Below are 19,416 nucleotides of genomic sequence, written 5' to 3' on the forward strand. Positions count from 1 at the left end.
AATTCGGGCACCGAAGCGACGATGTCGGCCATCCGCCTCGCACGCGGCGCCACGGATCGATCGAAGATCGTGAAGTTCGAAGGCTGCTATCACGGGCACGGCGACAGCTTCCTGGTGAAGGCCGGATCCGGCGCGCTGACCTTCGGCGTGCCGACATCCCCCGGCGTACCCAAGGCCTCGGCCGATCTCACGCTTACGCTGCCTTATAACGACATCGACGCGGCGCGCGTCCTGTTCGCCGAGCAAGGTAACGACATCGCCGGCCTCATCATCGAGCCGGTCGCCGGCAACATGAACTGCATTCCGCCGAAGGACGGTTATCTGCAGGCACTGCGCGACCTGTGCACGCAATATGGCGTGCTGCTGATCTTCGACGAAGTGATGACGGGCTTCCGCGTGGCACTGGGGGGGGCGCAGGCGCATTACGGCATCACGCCGGACCTGACCTGCTTCGGCAAGATCATCGGTGGCGGCATGCCGGTGGGCGCATACGGCGGCCGTCGCGACCTGATGCGGCAGATCGCACCGTCCGGCCCCATCTACCAGGCAGGCACGCTGTCGGGAAATCCCGTGGCGATGGCCGCGGGCCTGGCGATGCTCGAACTCATCCGCGAAGAAGGCTTCTACGAACGTCTCGCCGCGCGCACGCGTCTGCTTACCGACGGCCTGGTCGCCGTGGCTGCCGAAACCGGCACCCCTTTCAGCGTGAATCGCGTGGGCGGTATGTTCGGTCTGTTCTTTACGTCGGAAACAGTCGAGAGCTACGAGCAGGCAACGAAGGCCGATGTCGGCGCTTTCAACCGGTTCTTCCATGCCATGCTGGATCGCGGCGTGTATCTGGCGCCGTCGGCGTTCGAAGCTGGCTTCGTTTCAAGTGCGCATGACGACAATGCGATCGCGCAAACGCTGGATGCGGCGCGTGAGGCGTTCAGGCTTGTAGCTGCGTAACGCGACGACGAATGTCCTGTGGGAGCGCGCAGGCGCGCTCCCACAGGGATTGCCAGCAATCGGGCGGCCTTACGCTACCGCCGCCAACCGGACGAATTCCGCCAGCGACGCATCCAGCCGCGACAGGCCCTCGGCCACTTCTTCGTCGGTGATCGTCAACGGCGGCACGAAACGCAACACGTCGGGACCGGCCTGCAACACCAGCAGTCCGTGCGCGGCGGCGATATCCAGGATTTCGCCGGCACGCCCCTTATAAGCCGTGTCCAGTACCGCACCGATCATCAGTCCGCGGCCGCGGACTTCCGAAAACAAACGGTATTCGGTGTTGAGCTTCGCCAGACCGGCGCGAAGATCGTTGGCCTGACGCTCCACATTCAGCAGCACCTCGGGCGAGGCCAGCTTGCGCAGCGCCACGCGCGCGACGGCCGCAGCCATCGGGTTGCCTCCGAAGGTCGTACCGTGCGCGCCAAACTGCATCACTTCGGACACCTTCGGCCCCACCAGCATCGCGCCGATCGGGAAGCCGCCGCCGAGTGCCTTTGCCAGGGTGACGATGTCCGGCGTCACGCCGTCGTGCGTATGCGCGAACAACGTACCCGTGCGTCCCATGCCGCACTGGATTTCGTCCAGCACCATCAGCGCGTCGTTCGCGTCGCACAGCTCGCGAACCTTCGCGAGGAAACCGGTCGCGGCCGGCATCACGCCGCCCTCGCCCTGCACCGGCTCCAGCATCACCGCAGCGACATCGCCATGCGAGAACGCCTCTTCCAGCGCGGCGGCATCGTTGAATTCGACATAGCGGAACCCACCCGGAAGCGGCTCGTAGCCTTCCTGGTATTTCGGCTGCGCCGTCGCGGTAACCGCTGCCAGCGTGCGCCCGTGGAACGAACCACGGAACGTGACGATCACACGCTTGTCCGGCGTACGTCCCTGCGCGGTGGCCCACTTGCGCACAAGCTTGATCGCCGCCTCGTTTGCTTCCGTACCGGAATTGCACAGGAAAACGCGCTCGGCGAACGGTGCCGCGTTGACGATTTCCTCGGCGAGGCGCAGTGGCGGCTCCGAATAGAAAACATTGCTGGCGTGCCAGAGCTTATGCGCCTGGTCGACCAGCGCGGCGACCATATCCGGGTCCTGATGGCCCAGCGCGTTCACCGCAATGCCGGCGCCAAAATCGACATAGTCGCGTCCCTCGGTATCCCAGACTCGCGCGCCCTTGCCGTGGTCGAGCACCACATCGCGGGGACGGTAGACAGACAGCCAGTAACGCTTGCCGAGCCCGAGGAGGTCGGTGGCTTGGGGATCAGACATGGACAACTCCCGACTCCGGCTGCAGCGCCGGAATCTCAACAGGAACAAAAGCGGTCGCACGGTACGCTGCAGTCCGACATCGACCCGTAGGTCCCAGTACGGCGGTGCGCGTTGGGTCTGAAAGACCGCCCGGCACGGCGCTGGAACCCTCATCGTATAAGGAGGAGGACGCGACGACAACGCGTTGTCCATGTAACTGAGGCGCTGTAACAGGACTGAGACAGCGTCCCGGTGCCCCAAAACGCAGCCCTGACGGCCCTTGCGAGCCGACGGTGTAACAGGGGCGGCAAGGCACGACGTAGACCGCATGGCCTATGCCAGCCGGCCAAGAACCGTCAAATCAATTACTTACGCGAATGGCACAACGCTTGCTCGCTATACCTTGCCCCCAGCGTCGCGCGGAGGCCTGCTCTTGCGTGGCGAAAACGGTGTTTGTTCTCCCGACGACCCTGCCAAGCCGGGAGATCGAACGGGAACTCCCGGTCCTTACCGGACCGGGGGTTTCTCTCGGCGCAAGATCGACGCCTTGCTATCTCAGCTGGTCCAACGCCAGCTGGTGTTTCTTGCACAGGCGATAGACCGTTACGCGTGACACGCGCAGGCGGCGTGCGCACTCGCTTACGTTAAATGCACTGGCGCGCAGGCAATCCATGATGGCTTCGCGCTCGGCGGAAATACGCGCACTGCCCAGGCTGTCGTTCGTCCCGGTGAGCTGCTCGCCGGTCAGTTCCAGGTCTTCCGGCGTAATCAATGCGTCGTCCGCCACCACGGCGGCGCGCTGCACACGGTTCATCAGCTCGCGAACATTGCCCGGCCATGAGAACGCATTCATAGCCCGTCGCGCATGGCTGCTGAAAGCGCGCGCCCGGGTGCCGTAGCTTTCGCGGAAGGTCTCCAGGAAATGCTGGGCCAGCAGTTCGATGTCGCCCGTACGTTCGCGCAACGGTGGCATGCGCAAACGAAGCACATTCAGGCGATAGAACAGATCTTCGCGAAAACGCCCCTGCGACACGGCTTTTTCCAGATCGACGTGCGTCGCCGCCAGCACGCGCACGTCCACATGAAGCGACTGACAGCTACCGATGCGTTCCAGCGTGCCCTCCTGCAGGAATCGCAACAGATTGGTCTGCGCGTCCAGCGGCAGATCGCCGATCTCGTCGAGGAAAACGGTACCGCCATCGGCCGCTTCGAAGTGACCGATACGCCGTGCGGTCGCGCCGGTGAACGAGCCGCGCTCGTGCCCGAACAGTTCGGACTGAACGAGGTTCGCGGGCAACGCCCCGCAATTGATGGCCGCGAACGGGCGATTGCCCCTCGGGGACAGGCGATGCAGCGCGCGCGCCGCCATCTCCTTGCCCGTGCCGGTTTCGCCCGTAATCAGCAGAGGTAATTCCACCGGCGCGAATTTACGAACGTTGCGGGACAAGGCATGGATCGCCGGACTGCTTCCGGTCATTACCGCTAGCTGCTCGTCGTCCGCGGTGGGCGGCACGACAGCCAGTCCTATGGCGCGGGCCAGCGCCTGATTGAGCACCGCCATGCCCGCCGGACCGACGATCAGTTCGGCCGCCTCCGTAAGGCGCCGATCGACACGTAGATCGCTGCGCGACCGATGGGCGCCGACAATGGCGACCCAGGGCAGGCTGCGACCGTCCAGCACGCGATCGAGTACGGCGAGGGCTTCGACCGCCGCGGAGCGCAGGTCGACCACCACCAGTACGGCGTCCGAACAGCCGTTTGTTTCCGCATCGCCCCGACCGGGTTCGGCAACCAGCGTTCGCCATCCAGCACGAATCAGACCGAAGTGTTCTTCGGCGGACGGCCTGCCAATCCAAACGACGCAACGCCCCGAGACTACCTCGCGCGACATGCCTGCTCCTCGCCCGACGCGGCCTGCCGGCGTCACGCGGGCACATCCTAGACCTGCCGCCGGTATCCCCTGTTACACCGGCCAGCCCCACCCCAGCACGAGTGCCAACCACTCGTCGCCATGGATTTTGACGTTATACCCAATCGTGTGAACGCGGCCATACGCCAAAAGCGCTAGCCATCAGGTTTCGCCATCGACATTAAGGTGTAAGGAAAGGGCGTCAGAGGAACAAATCGGGAAGTAGCGGCTGACCGGGAGAAACGGCGTAGCGATCGAAATCCACGATGCCGCTTTCGCGAAGAATGGCTTCGTCGATGCAGAACTGACCGGTGAAAGATATTGCGGGGCGCGTAAGTATCGCGTGTGCGGCGTCGGCCACGATATCCGGTGTACGGCAGTTTTCCGGGCGAACGCCGTCGATCATGGCGATCGCGGCGGTAGCGATCACGGTGCGCGGCCAGAGCGCGTTGACCGCGATGCCCATGGGCGCGAACTCCGGACTCATGCCGAGCACGCATAGGCTCATGCCGAACTTCGCGATGGTGTAAGCCGTGTGCGGCGCGAACCATTTCGGATCGATGCTCGGCGGCGGCGAAAGCATCAGCACATGCGGATTGTCCGACTTCTTCAGATACGGCAGACAGGCTTGCGTGGTCAGGAACGTGCCGCGCGTGTTCACCTGCTGCATCAGGTCGAAGCGCTTCATCGGCGTACCTTCGACACCCGCGAGCCAGATCGCGCTCGCGTTGTTCACGACGATGTCGATACCGCCGAAGTGCTCGGCAGCCGCCGCAGCCGCAGCCTTCACTTCGTCCTCTTCGCGGATGTCCACTTTCAGCGGCAGCGCATGGCCGCCAGCGGCTTCGATCTCGGCCGCCGCCGTGTGGATGGTGCCGGGCAGTTTCGGATTCGCGACGCTGCTCTTGGCCGCAATGACGATGTTGGCACCGTCGCGCGCGGCACGCAGCGCGATCGCCAGGCCGATACCGCGCGATGCGCCGGTAATGAAAAGGGTCTTGCCCGCCAGGGTGGACATCGGGATGTTCCTTATCGTCAGGGCCGCTGGAAGCGCGGCAGGATGTCGCGCAATTCCGCGAGCCTTTGCAGGGGGTCGTCGAGTTCCAGCATGTGCTGGCATTCGTTCGGATCGAGCGGAAGCAATTCGGAAAGCCGGAACCCGACCCAGCTAGCATCGTCGTAGCGGTTGCGGTCGGTCTTCTGCCAGGGCGGCGCCATCTGCTCCGCGAGTCGCTCGAGGATGGTAGGCAACAAGCCGAATTCCGGCGGCACGGGAATCAGTTCTTCATCCGCCCACGGACTCACGTCGCCGCGCACCAGGCCATCCGAACGCACCCGCGTGCGGGTGACGCGAAACCGGCGGCCACCGTCGGCGACGATGCCGAGCAAGCCGTCCTCACGGGAATGGAAGTCGGTAATGGTGGCCAGCGTGCCAACGGCGGCCGGCACGGCGGGCAACCCCGCTTCGCGGCCTTCCAGGATCATGCATACGCCGAAACTTCCGCCCGTCCGCGCGCATTCGCGCACCAGGTCGAGGTAACGGGGTTCGAAGATACGCAGTTGCAGCTGCCCGCCCGGAAACAGGACGCTGGACAGCGGGAATAGCGGTAAGTCGAGCGCGGGCGTGGTCGCAGCCATGCCCGCCAGTCTAACCCGCCTTCAATGCTTCGAAGAAGCGTCGCGGCGCACCTTCGAACCCCCCGTTGGACATGAATACGACCTGGTCGCCCGGGCGTGCTTCGGTGACCAGTCGCGCCACCAGCTCGTCGACCGACGGTGCCGTATGACCGCGACCGGCGAGCGCACCGGTAACCTTCCCCGCATCCCAGGGAAGCTCGGGTCGGTGCAGGAACACGACACTGTCGGCATCGACCAGCGACGGTGCGAGTGCGTCGGCATGAGCGCCCAGCCGCATGGAATTCGAACGCGGCTCCAGCGCCACGACGATGCGCGACGTGCCGACCCGCGCGCGCAATCCGGCCAGCGTCGTCGCGATAGCCGTCGGGTGATGCGCAAAATCGTCGTATACGGTGACGCCGCTTCGCTCGCCGATGAGTTCCATACGGCGCTTGACGCTTTCGAAACGGGCGAACGCGGGAAGCAGCGCGACCGGATCGGCGCCTGCCGCCGTTGCCGCAGCCAGAGCGGCCAACGCATTCATCATGTTGTGCCGGCCGAGCGACGCCCAGCGGATCTCGCCCAGTACGACGCCACCGCGCAGCACGCGGAAGTGCGAGCCGTCCGCGGCGATCGCCTCGGCACGCCAGTCGCCACTGTCGATGCCGAAGGTTTCCACCGGTGTCCACGCGCCCATGGCCAGCACTTCCGCCAGATAGGGGTCCTCGGCGTTAACGATCAGCCGGCCGCTGCGCGGCACCGTGCGTACCAGGTGATGGAACTGGCGCTGGATAGAGGCGACGTCGGGAAAGATATCCGCGTGGTCGTATTCGAGATTGTTGAGGATCGCGATGCGCGGCCGGTAGTGCACGAACTTCGAACGCTTGTCGAAGAATGCCGAATCGTATTCGTCGGCCTCGATCACGAATGCCTTGCCCGTCCCCATGCGCGCGGACACACCGAAGTTGCCGGGCACGCCGCCGATGAGGAAGCCGGGAGCGAGCCCAGCGCTTTCCATCAGGTGCGCCAGCAGACTCGTCGTCGTGGTTTTGCCGTGCGTGCCGGCCACGGCCAGCACCTGCCGGCCGCCCAGCAAGGTTTCACCCAACCACTGAGGCCCGGAAACGTAAGACATGCCTTCGTCGAGCATGTATTCGACAGCCGGATTGCCGCGCACCATTGCGTTGCCTACGACGATCAGATCGGGCGCGGGCTTGAGATGGTCGGCGCTATAGCCCTGCATCAGGCCGATGCCGAGCGCCTCGAGCTGGTCGCTCATGGGCGGATAGACGTTGGCGTCGGAGCCTTCGACGGTCAGGCCGAGTTCGCGCGCTAGCGCGGCGACACCACCCATGAACGTACCGCAGATACCGAGGATGTGCAGACGCATGCTTGTATGCTTTCCGAAATATCCGGGCGCCGGGTCGCGCTCCGGAGAACGATCCGCCGCCCTGGGCGACGGATCGTGCGATCAGCCGTTGGCGGCTGCGGTGCCTGTCGCCAGGACGCCGAGGATACGCTGCGTCACTTCGTCGAGTTCGCCGACGCCGTTCACTTCCTTCAGCTTCCCGCGCTGGGCGTAGAAGTTAGCGACCGGAGCGGTCTGGTCGGCGTAGATATCGAGGCGCTTCTTCACCGTTTCCGGGTTGTCGTCGGCGCGGCCTTCCTGCTCGAAACGGATCTTGCAGCGATCGATGATCGCCTCGCCCGGCACTTCGAGCTTGATGACGACGTCGAGCGGCTGTCCGATGCTGGCCAGCAGGCTGTCGAGCGCATCGGCCTGTACCAGGTTGCGCGGATAGCCGTCGAGGATGAAACCCGGTTTGGCGTCGTCCTGCGCGAGACGCGACTTCAGCATGCCCAGCAGGATTTCGTCCGCGACAAGGTTGCCGGCATCCATGATGGCCTTGGCTTTCAGGCCCAGGTCCGTCCCCGCCTTCACCTCGGCGCGAAGCAGATCGCCCGTGGAGATGTGCGGAATGCCGAGCTGGTCTTTGAGGCGGGTAGCCTGGGTGCCCTTGCCCGAACCGGGTGCACCGAGTAGCACGAGTCGCATAATGCTCCATAACGTCGACGGCCAGGCTTGCCGGTCGCCGAACCCAAGAAAATGGCTGTCAAAGTAACGGGAGCGCCTGCCCCCCGTCAAACCGTTGTCTTGTAGACGTGCTGTCGCGCTACCCTCGGCAGGACTCTTCCACTCTCCCGAAAGGAACCGACGCATGGCCCAGGGAAAACTCCTCTACGCCCAGTCCGGCGGCGTTTCCGCCGTCATCAACGCCACGGCGGCCGGCGTCATCGAAACCGCCCGGGACAAGGGCATCAAGGTCTATGCCGCCCGGAACGGCATCCTCGGGGCGCTGCGCGAAGACCTCATAGACACGTCCAAGGAGGCGAAAGCGAACATCGCCGCGCTCCGGCACACACCGGGCGGTGCGTTCGGCTCGTGTCGTTACAAGCTCAGATCGCTGGAGGAAAACCGGGCCGAGTACGAGCGCCTGATCGAGGTGTTTCGCGCGCACGACATCCGCACCTTTCTTTATAACGGCGGCAACGACTCGGCGGACACCGCGTACAAGGTCTCCCAGATCGGCCACTCGCTGGGCTACGACGTGAACTGCATCGGCGTCCCCAAGACGATCGACAACGATCTGGTGGTGACGGATACCTGCCCCGGCTTCGGGTCGGTGGCGAAATACACCGCGGTATCCGTACGCGAGGCGAGTCTCGATGTCGCATCCATGGCCGAGACCTCGACCAAGGTCTTCATCATCGAGGTCATGGGCCGGCACGCGGGCTGGATCGCGGCGGCGGCGGGGCTCGCCGGTCAGGGGGCCGACCAGGCGCCGCATATCATCCTGTTCCCCGAAAACGTCTTCGACGAGACGGCCTTCCTCGCGAAAGTCAAAGCGACCGTGGAGCGCGTGGGCTACTGCACGGTCGTGGTTTCCGAGGGCGTGAAGAATCCGGAAGGTACGTTCCTCGCCGAATCGGGCGCGCGCGATGCGTTCGGCCACGCGCAGCTGGGCGGCGCCGCGCCGATCCTTGCCGCGCTGGTGCGCGAGAAGCTTGGCTACAAATATCACTGGGCCCTCCCCGACTATCTTCAGCGCTCCGCGCGCCACCTGGCATCGAAGACCGATGCCGACCAGGCCTATGCCGTCGGCAAGGCGGCGGTCGAATTCGCGGCCGAAGGTCTGAACGCCGTGATGCCGGTCATCGTGCGTCTGTCCGACGAGCCGTACAAATGGAAGATCGAAGCGGCGCCGCTGCAGAAAATCGCCAACCATGAAAAGAAGATGCCGAAGAACTTCATGTCGAAGGATGGGTTCGGCATTACGGCGGCCGCGCGGCGTTATCTTGCGCCGCTGATCCAGGGCGAGGCACCGCCTCCGTATGGACCGGATGGCCTGCCAATCTATGTGACGCTACGCAATACGCCGGTGCCGAAGAAGCTGAGGGCGTTCAAGGCGGGGTAACCGTCGAAAAGGTTCGTGTGGGAGCGCACGCGACGCTCGCACCCTACATTCATCCCCACATTCGACAAAGCTTGAGCCCATGGACCTGATCCTCCGTAACGCCACCCTCCCCGACGGCCGCACCGGCATCGACATCGGCATGCAGCAAGGACGGATCGTCGCGGTGGAACCTTCGTTGCCTGCCACGGGGACGGAAGAAATCGACGCAGCGGGCCGCCTTGTCACGCCACCTTTCGTCGACGCGCACTTCCATATGGACGCCACGCTGTCCCTCGGCCTTCCGCGACTGAACGCGTCGGGCACGCTGCTGGAAGGCATCGCGCTATGGGGCGAACTGAAACCCGACCTCACCGTCGAAGCTATCGCCGCGCGCGCCATGGCTTATTGCGACATGGCGGTCGCGCAGGGGCTGCTCGCCATCCGCAGCCACGTCGATGTCTGCGACGATCGCCTGCTCGCCGTCGAAGCACTACTGGACGTCAAACGTCGGGTCGCGCCGTGGATCGATCTGCAACTGGTCGCATTCCCCCAGGACGGACTGCTGCGCTCGCCGAACGCGCAACGCAATCTCGTTCGCGCACTGGACATGGGTGTAGACGTGGTCGGCGGCATTCCGCACTTCGAACGGACCATGGCCGACGGCGCCGCATCGATCCGCTGGTTGTGCGAACTAGCCGCCGAACGCGGCCTGACCGTCGATATGCACTGCGACGAATCGGACGACCCGATGTCGCGGCATATCGAGACGCTTGCGGCGGAAACCGTACGCACGGGCTTGCAGGGTCGTGTCACCGGATCGCATCTGACGTCCATGCATTCCATGGATAACTACTATGTCTCGAAGCTGCTGCCGCTGATCGCGGAAGCGGGCGTACACGCCATCGCCAATCCACTCATCAATATCACGCTGCAAGGCAGGCACGACACGTATCCGAAGCGCCGCGGCATGACACGCGTGCCGGAACTGATGGACGCTGGCGTAACCGTCGCCTTCGGGCACGACTGCGTGATGGATCCCTGGTACGGCATGGGTTCGGGCGACATGCTCGACGTGGCATCGGTCGGTTTGCACGTCGCGCAGATGACCAGCGAACGGGGCGTGCGGCGCGCATTCGACGCCGTGACCGTCAATCCTGCCCATATTCTCGGACTTACCGACTACGGTCTGGAACCGGAGTGCCGAGCGGACCTCGTGCTATTACAGGCCAGCGATCCGTTCGAGGCGATTCGCCTGAAAGCGACGCGGCTGGCGGTCGTTCGTGCGGGCCGCGTCGTCGCACGGACTCCCGAGAAGCGCACGGCACTAAGCCTCGACGGCCGCCCATCGTCACTGTCGCTCGAGTTCCGTCCCGGCTCGATTCGCTGAACGCCTGTTTTGCTAGCTGACGTTTAAGTAAAGGCGCGTCGCAACTTCTTGCTCCTCGTTCAGGTTGGCATTCCTAGGATGCGAATCGCCGGTCATCGCGACCGGAAGGAGAGACTCCGGATGAGCATTCTGCGTACCGCCCTTGCCAGCGTGGCCCTTTGCGTCGCCGCCGTTTCCGCAGCGAACGCACAGCCACGCGACGACGACCACGGGCGCGGTCACGACCGGCATGGATACGATCGACGCGACGACCGCCGTGACGACCGTCGCCACGATCGCCGTTACGACGACCGTCGCTGGCGTCACGACGGCTATGCGCACCGTCCGCCGCCGGGCTACTACTACAACCGCCCGCCTCCGCCGCGTTATTACGGCCACTATGGCCATTGGGAACGTGGACATCGCTATGACGGTCCCCGGTATATCGTTTACGACTATCGGGGCTACCGCCTGCGTCCGCCGCCGCGTGGCTATCACTGGGTGCGTTCGGACAATAACGATTTCCTGCTTGTCGCCATCGCGACGGGCGTGATCCTCGATATCGCTACCCGCTAAAGCGGGTTTATGGAGACATCGATATGAAAATGCTTACCCGTGCTTTCCTCTGCCTTGCCGTCGTCGGCGCCGCCGCGCCGGTCTTCGCCCAGGACCGCCCTCAGCAAGACCAGGATCAGCAGCGCGGCGATCATCGCGACGACCAGCGAGGCGGTCAGAGAGATGATCAACGAGGCGACCAGCGAGGCGATCGCCACGACAACGGCAATCACAACGGTGACCGGCATGACGAGCGCTACGACAATCGCGCCGAGCGCCGGGGTCCGCCGCCCGATCATGGCGATCGTTGGGAGCGCGGCCATCGCGCCCCCGATGTGTACCGTCGCGACGACTACGTCGTGAACGACTATCGCTCGTACCGGCTGCGTGAACCGCCTCGTGGCTATCACTGGGTGCGTTCGGACAATAACGATTTTCTGCTGATCGCGATTACCACGGGCATAATCGCGGATATCGTCTCGCAGTCGCAGTAAAAGCCGCTGCAATCGGTTCCCTTCGCGGCGTCCTTCGGGGCGCCGCGATTCGTTTGTCTTGCGCAGCGCACAACACCCCTCCCCGCCTCCCCTGCCTATACTCGGACCAGACGTGCCATGCGCACGGCTCCGGGCCCCATGCGGGCTCCTACAATTCGGGGAGGCTTCGATGCTGCAGCAGTACGGTTTATGGATCGCGCTGGGATGTGCGGTCGTTGCGATTGTGTACGGGGCATTGTCCGTACGCTGGGTGCTGGCGCAATCGCCCGGCAACGAGCGAATGCGGGAGATCGCCGACGCTATCCAGGAGGGCGCGCGCGCCTACCTCAACCGCCAGTACGCCACGATCGGTGCCGTCGGCATCGTCTTGTTCCTGCTACTGGGCGTCTTCCTCGAATGGGGAACCGCGATCGGGTTCGCGCTGGGGGCGCTGCTCTCGGGAGCCGCTGGCTACATCGGCATGAACGTTTCGGTTCGTGCCAATGTCCGTACCGCAGAGGCCGCCAGAAGCGGCCTTTCTTCTGCCCTGACCGTCGCTTTCCGCGGCGGTGCCGTCACCGGGATGCTGGTGGTCGGCCTCGGTCTGCTGGGCGTCGCGGGTTACTACGGTGTGCTGCGCCATCTGGGCTATGAACAGACGCACGCCCTGCATGCGCTCGTCGGCCTGGCATTCGGATCGTCGCTGATTTCCATTTTCGCGCGCCTTGGCGGCGGCATCTTCACCAAGGGTGCCGACGTGGGGGCCGATCTGGTCGGCAAGGTCGAAGCAGGCATTCCCGAAGACGACCCGCGCAATCCGGCCGTGATCGCCGACAACGTGGGCGACAACGTCGGCGACTGCGCCGGCATGGCCGCTGATCTGTTCGAGACCTATGCGGTGACGCTGATCGCCACGATGCTGCTCGGCGGCATCATGGCCGCGCAGACCGGCCCTTCCGGCGTGCTGTTTCCGCTGGTACTCGGCGGCGCATCGATCGTCGCCTCGGTCATCGGTACGTTCTTCGTGAAGACGCGCGGCGGCAAGATCATGAATGCGCTTTATGCGGGCGTGTTCGTCTCGGCACTGCTTGCCGCCATTGCTTTCTGGCCCATCACGAAAGCATTGATGAGCGATTCGGCTTATGGCGTAGGACACCTCTATGGCTGCGCGCTCATCGGTCTGATCCTGACCGGTGCCATGGTCGTCATCACCGAGTACTACACGGCGACCGAGTACGCACCGGTACGTCACGTCGCACAATCGTCCACCACCGGCCATGCGACGAATATCATCGCGGGCCTGGGTGTATCTATGAAATCCACCGCGCTTCCGGTACTGGCCGTCTGCGCCGCGATCTGGGGCGCGTTCGAACTGGCCGGTCTTTACGGTATCGCCATCGCCGCTACGGCCATGCTGAGCATGACGGGTATGATCGTCGCGCTGGACGCTTACGGACCGATTACCGATAACGCCGGCGGCATCGCGGAAATGGCCGACCTGCCGCCCGAAGTACGCGGTGTGACCGATCCGCTCGATGCGGTCGGCAACACGACGAAGGCCGTCACCAAGGGCTATGCGATCGGCTCGGCCGGTCTGGCGGCACTGGTCCTGTTCGCCGACTACACGCACAACCTCAGCGAACACTTCGGCGGTGCGGAAATCCGCTTCGATCTGTCGAACCACTACGTCATCATCGGTCTGCTGATAGGCGGCCTGATTCCCTATCTGTTCGCCGCCATGGCGATGGAGGCCGTCGGTCGCGCGGCGGGATCGGTCGTGGAAGAAGTCCGTCGGCAGTTCCGCGAGATCAAAGGCATCATGGAAGGCACGACGAAGCCCGATTACTCGCGCGCCGTCGATATGCTGACCCGCTCGGCCATCAAGGAAATGCTGATCCCGTCGCTGCTGCCGGTGCTGGTGCCGGTGGTCGTCGTCTTCGGCTTCAAGGCCCTCGGCGGCGCGGAAGCCGGTGCGCAGGCGCTGGGCGGCGTGCTGATCGGTACGATCGTCACCGGTCTCTTCGTCGCCATTTCCATGACCACCGGCGGCGGTGCATGGGACAACGCGAAGAAATATATCGAAGACGGCCATCTTGGCGGCAAAGGCTCCGACGCACACAAAGCGGCGGTAACCGGCGACACCGTCGGCGATCCGTATAAGGATACGGCCGGCCCGGCAGTGAATCCGTTGATCAAGATCATCAACATCGTGGCGCTGCTGCTGGTGCCGTTGCTCTGATCCCGATCCGTGACGAAGGCCGGGGAGACAGGCGTCTCCCCGGCCTTCGTTTTTTCGGATGCCATGGGTAGACGTAGCGTGGGCCGCCCATCCCAAAAGTCATGGGTAAAGTCCGCAGCGACTCCGCTATCGTTGGAATTCCGCCCAAATACGGAATCACCATGCACCGACGCTGGATTGCGCTGGCCGTCGCCCTTACCTTGGGTGGCATGACCCACGCACACGATGCCCCGAAAACCTCCTCCGCCCCGGCGGCCACGCCCGCGAGCGACGATCCCAACCTCTGGCTCGACGATATCGACGGCGCGAAGCAGCTCGACTGGGTCAAGGCACGCAATGCCGACACGGTCGGCAAATACGCCTCCGGCCCCGAATTCTCGACATTGCAGTCGCGGCTGCTCGAAGTGCTGGACTCGGATGCGAAGATTCCGATGGTCAGCAAGGTCGGCGACCACTTCTACAATGTCTGGCGCGACAAACAGCATCCGAAGGGACTGTGGCGGCGCACGACGCTGGCGGAATACCGCAAGGACAAACCCGCCTGGGAAACGGTCGTCGACATCGACGCGCTTGCCGCCAGCGAGAAGGAAAACTGGGTGTGGCACGGTGCGCAGTGCCTGAAGCCGGATTACCGCCGCTGCCTGGTATCGCTGTCGCGCGGCGGTGCCGATGCGGACGTGGTGCGTGAGTTCGACCTCGTCACGAAGACCTTCATCGCCGACGGCTTTACGCTACCCGAGGCCAAGAGCCAGGTCGCATGGATCGACGAAGACCACATCTACGTGGCGACCGATTTTGGCCCCGGTTCCATGACGACGTCGAGCTATCCGCGCATAGTCAAGGAATGGAAGCGCGGCACGCCACTCGCGTCCGCCACGACGGTATACGAAGGCAAGCCGACGGACATGTCGATATCCGCCTTCCGGGATCGTACGCCTGGCTTCGAACGCGACTTCGTCCAGCGTGCGCTCGAGTTCTACAACAGCGAGACGTATGTTCGCGGCAAGGACGGCAAGCTCACGCGCATCGACGTGCCGAACGATGCGACCACCGACGTCCAACGCGAATGGCTGTTGATCGAACCGCGCACGGCATGGACCGTGAACGGCAAGACGTACGCGTCCGGCTCGCTGCTGGTGGCGAAATTCGACGATTTCATGGCCGGCAAGCGCGATATCGCCGTCCTGTTCGAACCCGACGCCCATAGTTCGCTGGCCGGCTATTCGTGGACGCGTCACCACCTGCTCGTCAACGTGATGCGCGATGTGGTCAGCAGCATCGAGGTACTCACGCCGGAAGCGAACGGCCCGTGGAAACGCGAAACGCTGGGCGGCGCGCCAGCGCTCAGTACGGTGCAGGCGGGCGGCATCGACGCTGACGATACCGACGAGTATTTCCTCACCGTGAGCGGCTTCCTCCAGCCCACGACGCTGTACTACGGCACGCTCGGCCAGGGCAAACAGGAAGCGCTGAAGCACAGCCCGGCCTTCTTCGATGCGTCGAAGTACGCCGTGAGCCAGCACTTCGTCACATCGAAGGACGGCACTCGCGTGCCCTATTTCGAGATCGCACCGAAGTCGATGAAGGCCGACGGAAACAATCCGACGCTGGTCTACGGCTACGGCGGCTTCGAAATTTCGCTGCAACCCGCGTATTCGGGCAGCGTCGGCCGCGCCTGGCTGGACAAGGGCGGCGTCTACGTCATCGCCAATATCCGCGGCGGCGGCGAATACGGTCCGCGCTGGCACCAGGCGGCGCTGAAGGCGAATCGTCCGCGCGCCTACGAGGACTTCGCAGCGGTGTCGCAGGACCTGATCGACCGCAAGATCACCACACCGAAGCACATGGGCATGATGGGCGGCAGCAATGGCGGCCTGCTGGCCGGCAACATGCTGACGAAGTATCCCCAGTTGTACGGTGCGGTGGTCAGTCAGGTCGCCCTGCTCGACATGAAGCGTTATACGCACATGTCGGCGGGTGCCTCCTGGATGGCCGAGTACGGCGATCCGGACAAAGCCGACGAATGGGCCTATATCCAGACCTTCTCCCCGTACCAGAACGTGAAAGCCGGCACCAGGTACCCGCCGGTCCTCTTCACGACCTCGACCCGGGACGACCGGGTAGGTCCCGTCCACGCCCGCAAGATGGCCGCGGAAATGCAGGCCATGGGCTTCGACGCCAGCCTGTACGAGAACATCGAGGGTGGCCATGGGGCTGCGGCGGACAATAAGCAGGCCGCGTTTATGTCGGCACTGGCGTACACGTATCTCTGGGATCATCTGAAGTAATTGGAGGGCGGGGCGCTTTGGGGTGCCCCGCTTCTGGGAATGGGGGATGGGAAGTGGGGGCGCACAGTTGCACAACGCGACAAGAGTCGGCGATACGTCCACAGCAACGTCACCAGTGCCCTCAGGCATCCGAAGCCGCGCGCCCACTTCCCACCCCCACCCCCCGCTCTTGGTATCCTTATCGGCCAATCTTTAGCCACTCCGATCAAGGATCCCCCCATGGGCCTCCATCTCGTTCCAGCCGGCCGTGACGTGCCGAACGAAATCAACGTCATCATCGAGATTCCGAAAGACGCCGAGCCGGTCAAGTACGAAGTCGACAAGGAAAGCGGCGCCATCTTCGTCGACCGCATCCTTTCGACCCCGATGCGCTATCCCTGCAACTACGGCTATGTGCCGGGCACCCTGGGTGGCGACGGCGATCCGCTGGACGCGCTGGTCATCCTTCCCCTGCCGCTGGTCCCGGGCTCGGTCATTCGCTGCCATCCGGTCGGCATGCTCAAGATGACCGACGAAGCTGGCGCCGACGAGAAGCTGGTCGTCGTGCCGATCTCCAAGGTATTCGCGGGCTATTCGCACATCAAGGACATCAAGGAAGTTTCCGGCCACTGGCTGGAGCGCATCGGCCACTTCTTCGAGCACTACAAGGATCTGGAGAAGGGCAAGTGGGTCAAGATCGACGGTTGGGTCGGCGCCGACGAGGCGAAGGCCGAGATCGAGGCCGGCATGAAGCGCTATACCGCTGACAACAAGTAACGAAAAGGCGTCCACACGGGGCGCCTTTTTTTAGGTTCTTCTGGCATTAGCGGGGACGGCTTGACGTGTCTTGTCGAGCTTCGGTCGGGGACAGTCGGCTCACGCTCGTGTGTTGGGGAAGCCGCGACCGGGTTGGCCCTTGGGGCCTTCGGCGCCGTCCCTGCGGGAGCGGGCCGTAACCCCATTTTCGCTCCGTCAGTGGGTGATCGCGGCCCTCGGCTAAGGCGGCCCCAAGGGCCAACCCGGCCACGGCACCGTCGACTGCGGTTTGTTGTGGGCAGAGCACGAGCTAAGCAGGTGACGGACGGGACCGGATGCGGCCATGACGGGTCACGCGTCACGCGCTGCTTTCCCCCACGCAACCGCAACCCCCGGAAGAGCCGTCGGCCACCGCCCTCGACGCGACTTGCGGAACCGAGCGCGGCGGGCGGAAAAGGCCCGAAGGGGGCGGACCAGGACGGTCCGCCGTTTTCGCTGAGGCAGGAGCCGAATCGAAAACCCCCGCCCGCCGCGCGGGCGCGACGGGGCGCAGCCATTAAAGCACCAGCCGCGCAGCGGCTATCCCTCCCCGAGCGACGGTGGAGACGGCGCGTCGAGGGCGGTGGCCGACGGCTCTCCTCGAAGCGTCCCAGCGCTACGGCAATAGCGATGGCAAAGCCGAGTCCTCTTGAAGAACCTCTCTCAGGGTTCCCACGAAAATCCGGAGACCGAAGAGGAGTCACCCGCGCGCCAGCAACGCCCGCAAGTCGATGATCGCTGCATTGGCGCGCGAGATGTAATTCGCCATCACGAGCGAATGATTGGCGAAGAATCCGAACGGCGAACCATTCAGCACCACCGGACTGCCCAACGCTTTCTGGGACTCCTCCAGTTCGCGGATCACCTGCTGCAATCCGGCATCGGCATTCTTGCTGCGCAGGATCGGCCCGAAGTCCTGGCGTATGGCTTTCAGTTGTTCGAGCAATGCCCAGGTATAGCCACGGGCTTCATAGAAGTTGTCGTCGATCTTGCTCCACGGCGTCCGGACGATCTGAGCGCCGGCGGGTATCGGCTTGCCGGACGCATCGACGCTGGGCGCCGCATCGATCTGCAACTGGCCCACGCTCGCCGAAAGCCGCTGCGACAGCGAGCCCAACCGCGTGGAGACGATCTGCAGGTAGTCGGCGAGATTGTCGGCACGTGCATAGAAATGCGCGCCAGCACCTTCCGCGTCGCCCAGGCGGGACAGATAACCCTCCAGCCGGTCGATCGCTTTGCCGTACTGCGATTCGGAACTCGGAAGCAGCCAGCGATCGTTCGGGCTGGACAGCAGCGGATCGGCTTCGCCCAGGTCCTTGTCCTCGATGGACTGGGTCTGCGAACGGCTGAAGTCGTTGCGCAACGCCCGGACGAGATCGCGCGAGGCGGTCAACGATCCGAATTCCCAGTTGGGCATGTTGTCGAGGAACACGCCGGGCGGCAGTTTATCGTTGCTGATATAGCCGCCACGCTTGTGCAGCAACGTATCCACAGAGCGGATCAGCGTATACGTCGTCACCGCGCCGGTGCTCACGGGCCGGTCGATGGATTTCATATGTTCCGTCGTGACGGCTACCGGATCGAACTGCGGCGGCTCGGTATCCCACCACCACATGAATCCCAGGGTGAGAATCGCGAGGACGAAGATCACCGCGACGATCAACGTCGCCAGCGGACGACGGCGCCGGGCCGCGGTATTCGGGGTGGACGCTTCCATGGGTCTTCCTTCGTACGGTGAGGTCGAACGGAAGCTTATACCGCAGGCACCGGCGCCGCTTGGAATCAGTGTTTCGCCGCTTTGGCCGGCTCGCCCTTCTTGCCGAGATTTTCCAGCAGAGTCGACATATCCTCGGCGTGCTCTTCTTCTTGGGCCAGGATATCTTCCATCATGCGCCGCGTGGTCGGATCGTCGTTGCCCAGGTACTGGATAATTTCGCGATAACTGTCGACTGCGATGCGCTCGGCCACCAGGTCTTCCTTGATCATGTCGACGAGGTCTTCGCCCGGCACATAATCCGCATGACTACGACTCAGCAGGCCTTCGGGGCTGAAATTCGGGGTGCCGTTGAGCTGCGTGATGCGCTCGGCGATGCGGTCGGCATGCACCTGCTCTTCGTTGGCGTGCTGGAGAAATTCGGATTTCACGCTCTGCGAATTGATGCCCGGTGCCATGTAATAGTGATACTTGTAGCGCAGCACGCATACGATTTCGGTGGCAAGCGCCTCGTTGAGCAACTTCACGACCGTCGCGCGATCTGCCCTATATCCGTCGGTAACCGCACCTTTGTCGATATGTTCACGGGCACGCTTGCGGATACTTTCGATGTCTGTCTGAAACGGCTTGCTGACGGCCATGACCTGCCTCCTCGCGATGAGTGGGTTGGGCTCTCGGTGACCGTCGAACGTTAGGGACTGGCTTGGGAAGGTTGGGTGAAGAGCGGCGATCTTGCGAGAACGCTTCCTATTTCCGTGGGAACACAGCTGCACGTTCCCACGGAGAAC

16 protein-coding genes (1 of these 16 cut by a window edge) are annotated in these 19,416 nt (G+C 63.8%); 8 read left to right on the forward strand and 8 right to left on the reverse strand.

The features are described 5' to 3' along the window. Positions 1–948, forward strand: the 3' portion of a protein-coding gene (gene hemL, locus AC3IR3_RS17840; protein WP_489194111.1) for a glutamate-1-semialdehyde 2,1-aminomutase. Its footprint begins 336 nt before the window's first position; 948 of the gene's 1,284 nt are visible here — the last part of the coding sequence; its start codon lies beyond the left edge, outside the window; its stop codon occupies positions 946–948. 69 nt (positions 949–1,017) lie between these two features. Here hemL and AC3IR3_RS17845 read toward each other — a convergent pair whose 3' ends face one another. The 6 genes from AC3IR3_RS17845 to AC3IR3_RS17870 form a co-directional block, all read right to left on the reverse strand. After that, complete coding sequence (locus AC3IR3_RS17845; protein WP_489194113.1) at positions 1,018–2,259, reverse strand: acetylornithine transaminase; 1,242 nt, start codon at positions 2,257–2,259, stop codon at positions 1,018–1,020. Positions 2,260–2,788: 529 nt separating this feature from the next. Next, positions 2,789–4,129 (reverse strand): sigma-54 interaction domain-containing protein, encoded by a 1,341-nt coding sequence (locus AC3IR3_RS17850; protein WP_489194115.1) that lies wholly within the window; start codon positions 4,127–4,129, stop codon positions 2,789–2,791. Between the two features lie 220 nt (positions 4,130–4,349). After that, positions 4,350–5,165, reverse strand: a complete 816-nt coding sequence (locus AC3IR3_RS17855; protein WP_489194117.1) for an SDR family oxidoreductase — start codon at positions 5,163–5,165, stop codon at positions 4,350–4,352. 17 nt (positions 5,166–5,182) lie between these two features. After that, the gene (locus AC3IR3_RS17860) at positions 5,183–5,785 is read right to left on the reverse strand and encodes an LON peptidase substrate-binding domain-containing protein (protein WP_489194120.1); all 603 of its coding nucleotides are present in this window, start codon (positions 5,783–5,785) and stop codon (positions 5,183–5,185) included. A gap of 10 nt (positions 5,786–5,795) precedes the next feature. Then, positions 5,796–7,154, reverse strand: coding sequence for a UDP-N-acetylmuramate:L-alanyl-gamma-D-glutamyl-meso-diaminopimelate ligase (gene mpl / locus AC3IR3_RS17865; RefSeq protein ID WP_489194122.1), 1,359 nt, complete (start codon positions 7,152–7,154; stop codon positions 5,796–5,798). 81 nt (positions 7,155–7,235) lie between these two features. Next, complete coding sequence (locus AC3IR3_RS17870) at positions 7,236–7,820, reverse strand: adenylate kinase (protein WP_132146508.1); 585 nt, start codon at positions 7,818–7,820, stop codon at positions 7,236–7,238. Between the two features lie 163 nt (positions 7,821–7,983). On the opposite strand from AC3IR3_RS17870, the gene AC3IR3_RS17875 reads away from it, so the two are divergent. From AC3IR3_RS17875 to ppa, 7 genes are all read left to right on the forward strand, one after another. Further along, positions 7,984–9,240: a 6-phosphofructokinase gene (locus tag AC3IR3_RS17875; protein WP_489194124.1), complete on the forward strand. Its 1,257-nt coding sequence runs from the start codon at positions 7,984–7,986 to the stop codon at positions 9,238–9,240. 79 nt (positions 9,241–9,319) lie between these two features. Further along, a complete protein-coding gene (locus tag AC3IR3_RS17880; RefSeq protein WP_489194126.1) occupies positions 9,320–10,606 on the forward strand; it encodes an amidohydrolase family protein in 1,287 nt (428 codons plus the stop codon). A gap of 120 nt (positions 10,607–10,726) precedes the next feature. Then, positions 10,727–11,161: an RcnB family protein gene (locus AC3IR3_RS17885; RefSeq protein WP_489194128.1), complete on the forward strand. Its 435-nt coding sequence runs from the start codon at positions 10,727–10,729 to the stop codon at positions 11,159–11,161. A gap of 23 nt (positions 11,162–11,184) precedes the next feature. Beyond that, complete coding sequence (locus AC3IR3_RS17890) at positions 11,185–11,634, forward strand: RcnB family protein (protein ID WP_489194129.1); 450 nt, start codon at positions 11,185–11,187, stop codon at positions 11,632–11,634. Positions 11,635–11,803: 169 nt separating this feature from the next. Next, the gene (locus AC3IR3_RS17895; protein WP_489194130.1) at positions 11,804–13,852 is read left to right on the forward strand and encodes a sodium-translocating pyrophosphatase; all 2,049 of its coding nucleotides are present in this window, start codon (positions 11,804–11,806) and stop codon (positions 13,850–13,852) included. Positions 13,853–14,061: 209 nt separating this feature from the next. After that, entirely contained in the window at positions 14,062–16,140 is a 2,079-nt protein-coding gene (locus AC3IR3_RS17900) for a prolyl oligopeptidase family serine peptidase (protein WP_489196961.1), read from the forward strand. A gap of 219 nt (positions 16,141–16,359) precedes the next feature. Then, entirely contained in the window at positions 16,360–16,896 is a 537-nt protein-coding gene (gene ppa / locus AC3IR3_RS17905) for an inorganic diphosphatase (RefSeq protein ID WP_489194132.1), read from the forward strand. A gap of 718 nt (positions 16,897–17,614) precedes the next feature. On the opposite strand, the gene AC3IR3_RS17910 is transcribed toward ppa, so the two are convergent. Both AC3IR3_RS17910 and AC3IR3_RS17915 read right to left on the reverse strand, forming a co-directional pair. Next, positions 17,615–18,631 carry a DUF2333 family protein gene (locus AC3IR3_RS17910; protein WP_489194133.1) on the reverse strand — a complete coding sequence of 339 codons (1,017 nt, stop codon included), beginning with the start codon at positions 18,629–18,631 and terminating at the stop codon, positions 17,615–17,617. A 65-nt stretch (positions 18,632–18,696) separates the two neighbouring features. After that, positions 18,697–19,269 carry a ferritin-like domain-containing protein gene (locus tag AC3IR3_RS17915; protein ID WP_489194135.1) on the reverse strand — a complete coding sequence of 191 codons (573 nt, stop codon included), beginning with the start codon at positions 19,267–19,269 and terminating at the stop codon, positions 18,697–18,699. Between the last annotated feature and the right edge of the window lie 147 nt (positions 19,270–19,416).

It is taken from the genome of Luteibacter sp. GL_149, from assembly GCF_057834065.1.

Excerpts from the sequence above, each read along its gene's own strand:
- AC3IR3_RS17845 (WP_489194113.1), bottom strand. The coding sequence starts at position 2,259 with ATGTCTGATCCCCAAGCCACCGACCTCCTCGGGCTCGGCAAGCGTTAC.
- AC3IR3_RS17850 (WP_489194115.1), bottom strand. The coding sequence starts at position 4,129 with ATGTCGCGCGAGGTAGTCTCGGGGCGTTGCGTCGTTTGGATTGGCAGG.
- AC3IR3_RS17855 (WP_489194117.1), bottom strand. The coding sequence starts at position 5,165 with ATGTCCACCCTGGCGGGCAAGACCCTTTTCATTACCGGCGCATCGCGC.
- AC3IR3_RS17860 (WP_489194120.1), bottom strand. The coding sequence starts at position 5,785 with ATGGCTGCGACCACGCCCGCGCTCGACTTACCGCTATTCCCGCTGTCC.
- mpl (WP_489194122.1), bottom strand. The coding sequence starts at position 7,154 with ATGCGTCTGCACATCCTCGGTATCTGCGGTACGTTCATGGGTGGTGTC.
- AC3IR3_RS17870 (WP_132146508.1), bottom strand. The coding sequence starts at position 7,820 with ATGCGACTCGTGCTACTCGGTGCACCCGGTTCGGGCAAGGGCACCCAG.
- AC3IR3_RS17875 (WP_489194124.1), top strand. The coding sequence starts at position 7,984 with ATGGCCCAGGGAAAACTCCTCTACGCCCAGTCCGGCGGCGTTTCCGCC.
- AC3IR3_RS17880 (WP_489194126.1), top strand. The coding sequence starts at position 9,320 with ATGGACCTGATCCTCCGTAACGCCACCCTCCCCGACGGCCGCACCGGC.
- AC3IR3_RS17885 (WP_489194128.1), top strand. The coding sequence starts at position 10,727 with ATGAGCATTCTGCGTACCGCCCTTGCCAGCGTGGCCCTTTGCGTCGCC.
- AC3IR3_RS17890 (WP_489194129.1), top strand. The coding sequence starts at position 11,185 with ATGAAAATGCTTACCCGTGCTTTCCTCTGCCTTGCCGTCGTCGGCGCC.
- AC3IR3_RS17895 (WP_489194130.1), top strand. The coding sequence starts at position 11,804 with ATGCTGCAGCAGTACGGTTTATGGATCGCGCTGGGATGTGCGGTCGTT.
- AC3IR3_RS17900 (WP_489196961.1), top strand. The coding sequence starts at position 14,062 with ATGACCCACGCACACGATGCCCCGAAAACCTCCTCCGCCCCGGCGGCC.
- ppa (WP_489194132.1), top strand. The coding sequence starts at position 16,360 with ATGGGCCTCCATCTCGTTCCAGCCGGCCGTGACGTGCCGAACGAAATC.
- AC3IR3_RS17910 (WP_489194133.1), bottom strand. The coding sequence starts at position 18,631 with ATGGAAGCGTCCACCCCGAATACCGCGGCCCGGCGCCGTCGTCCGCTG.
- AC3IR3_RS17915 (WP_489194135.1), bottom strand. The coding sequence starts at position 19,269 with ATGGCCGTCAGCAAGCCGTTTCAGACAGACATCGAAAGTATCCGCAAG.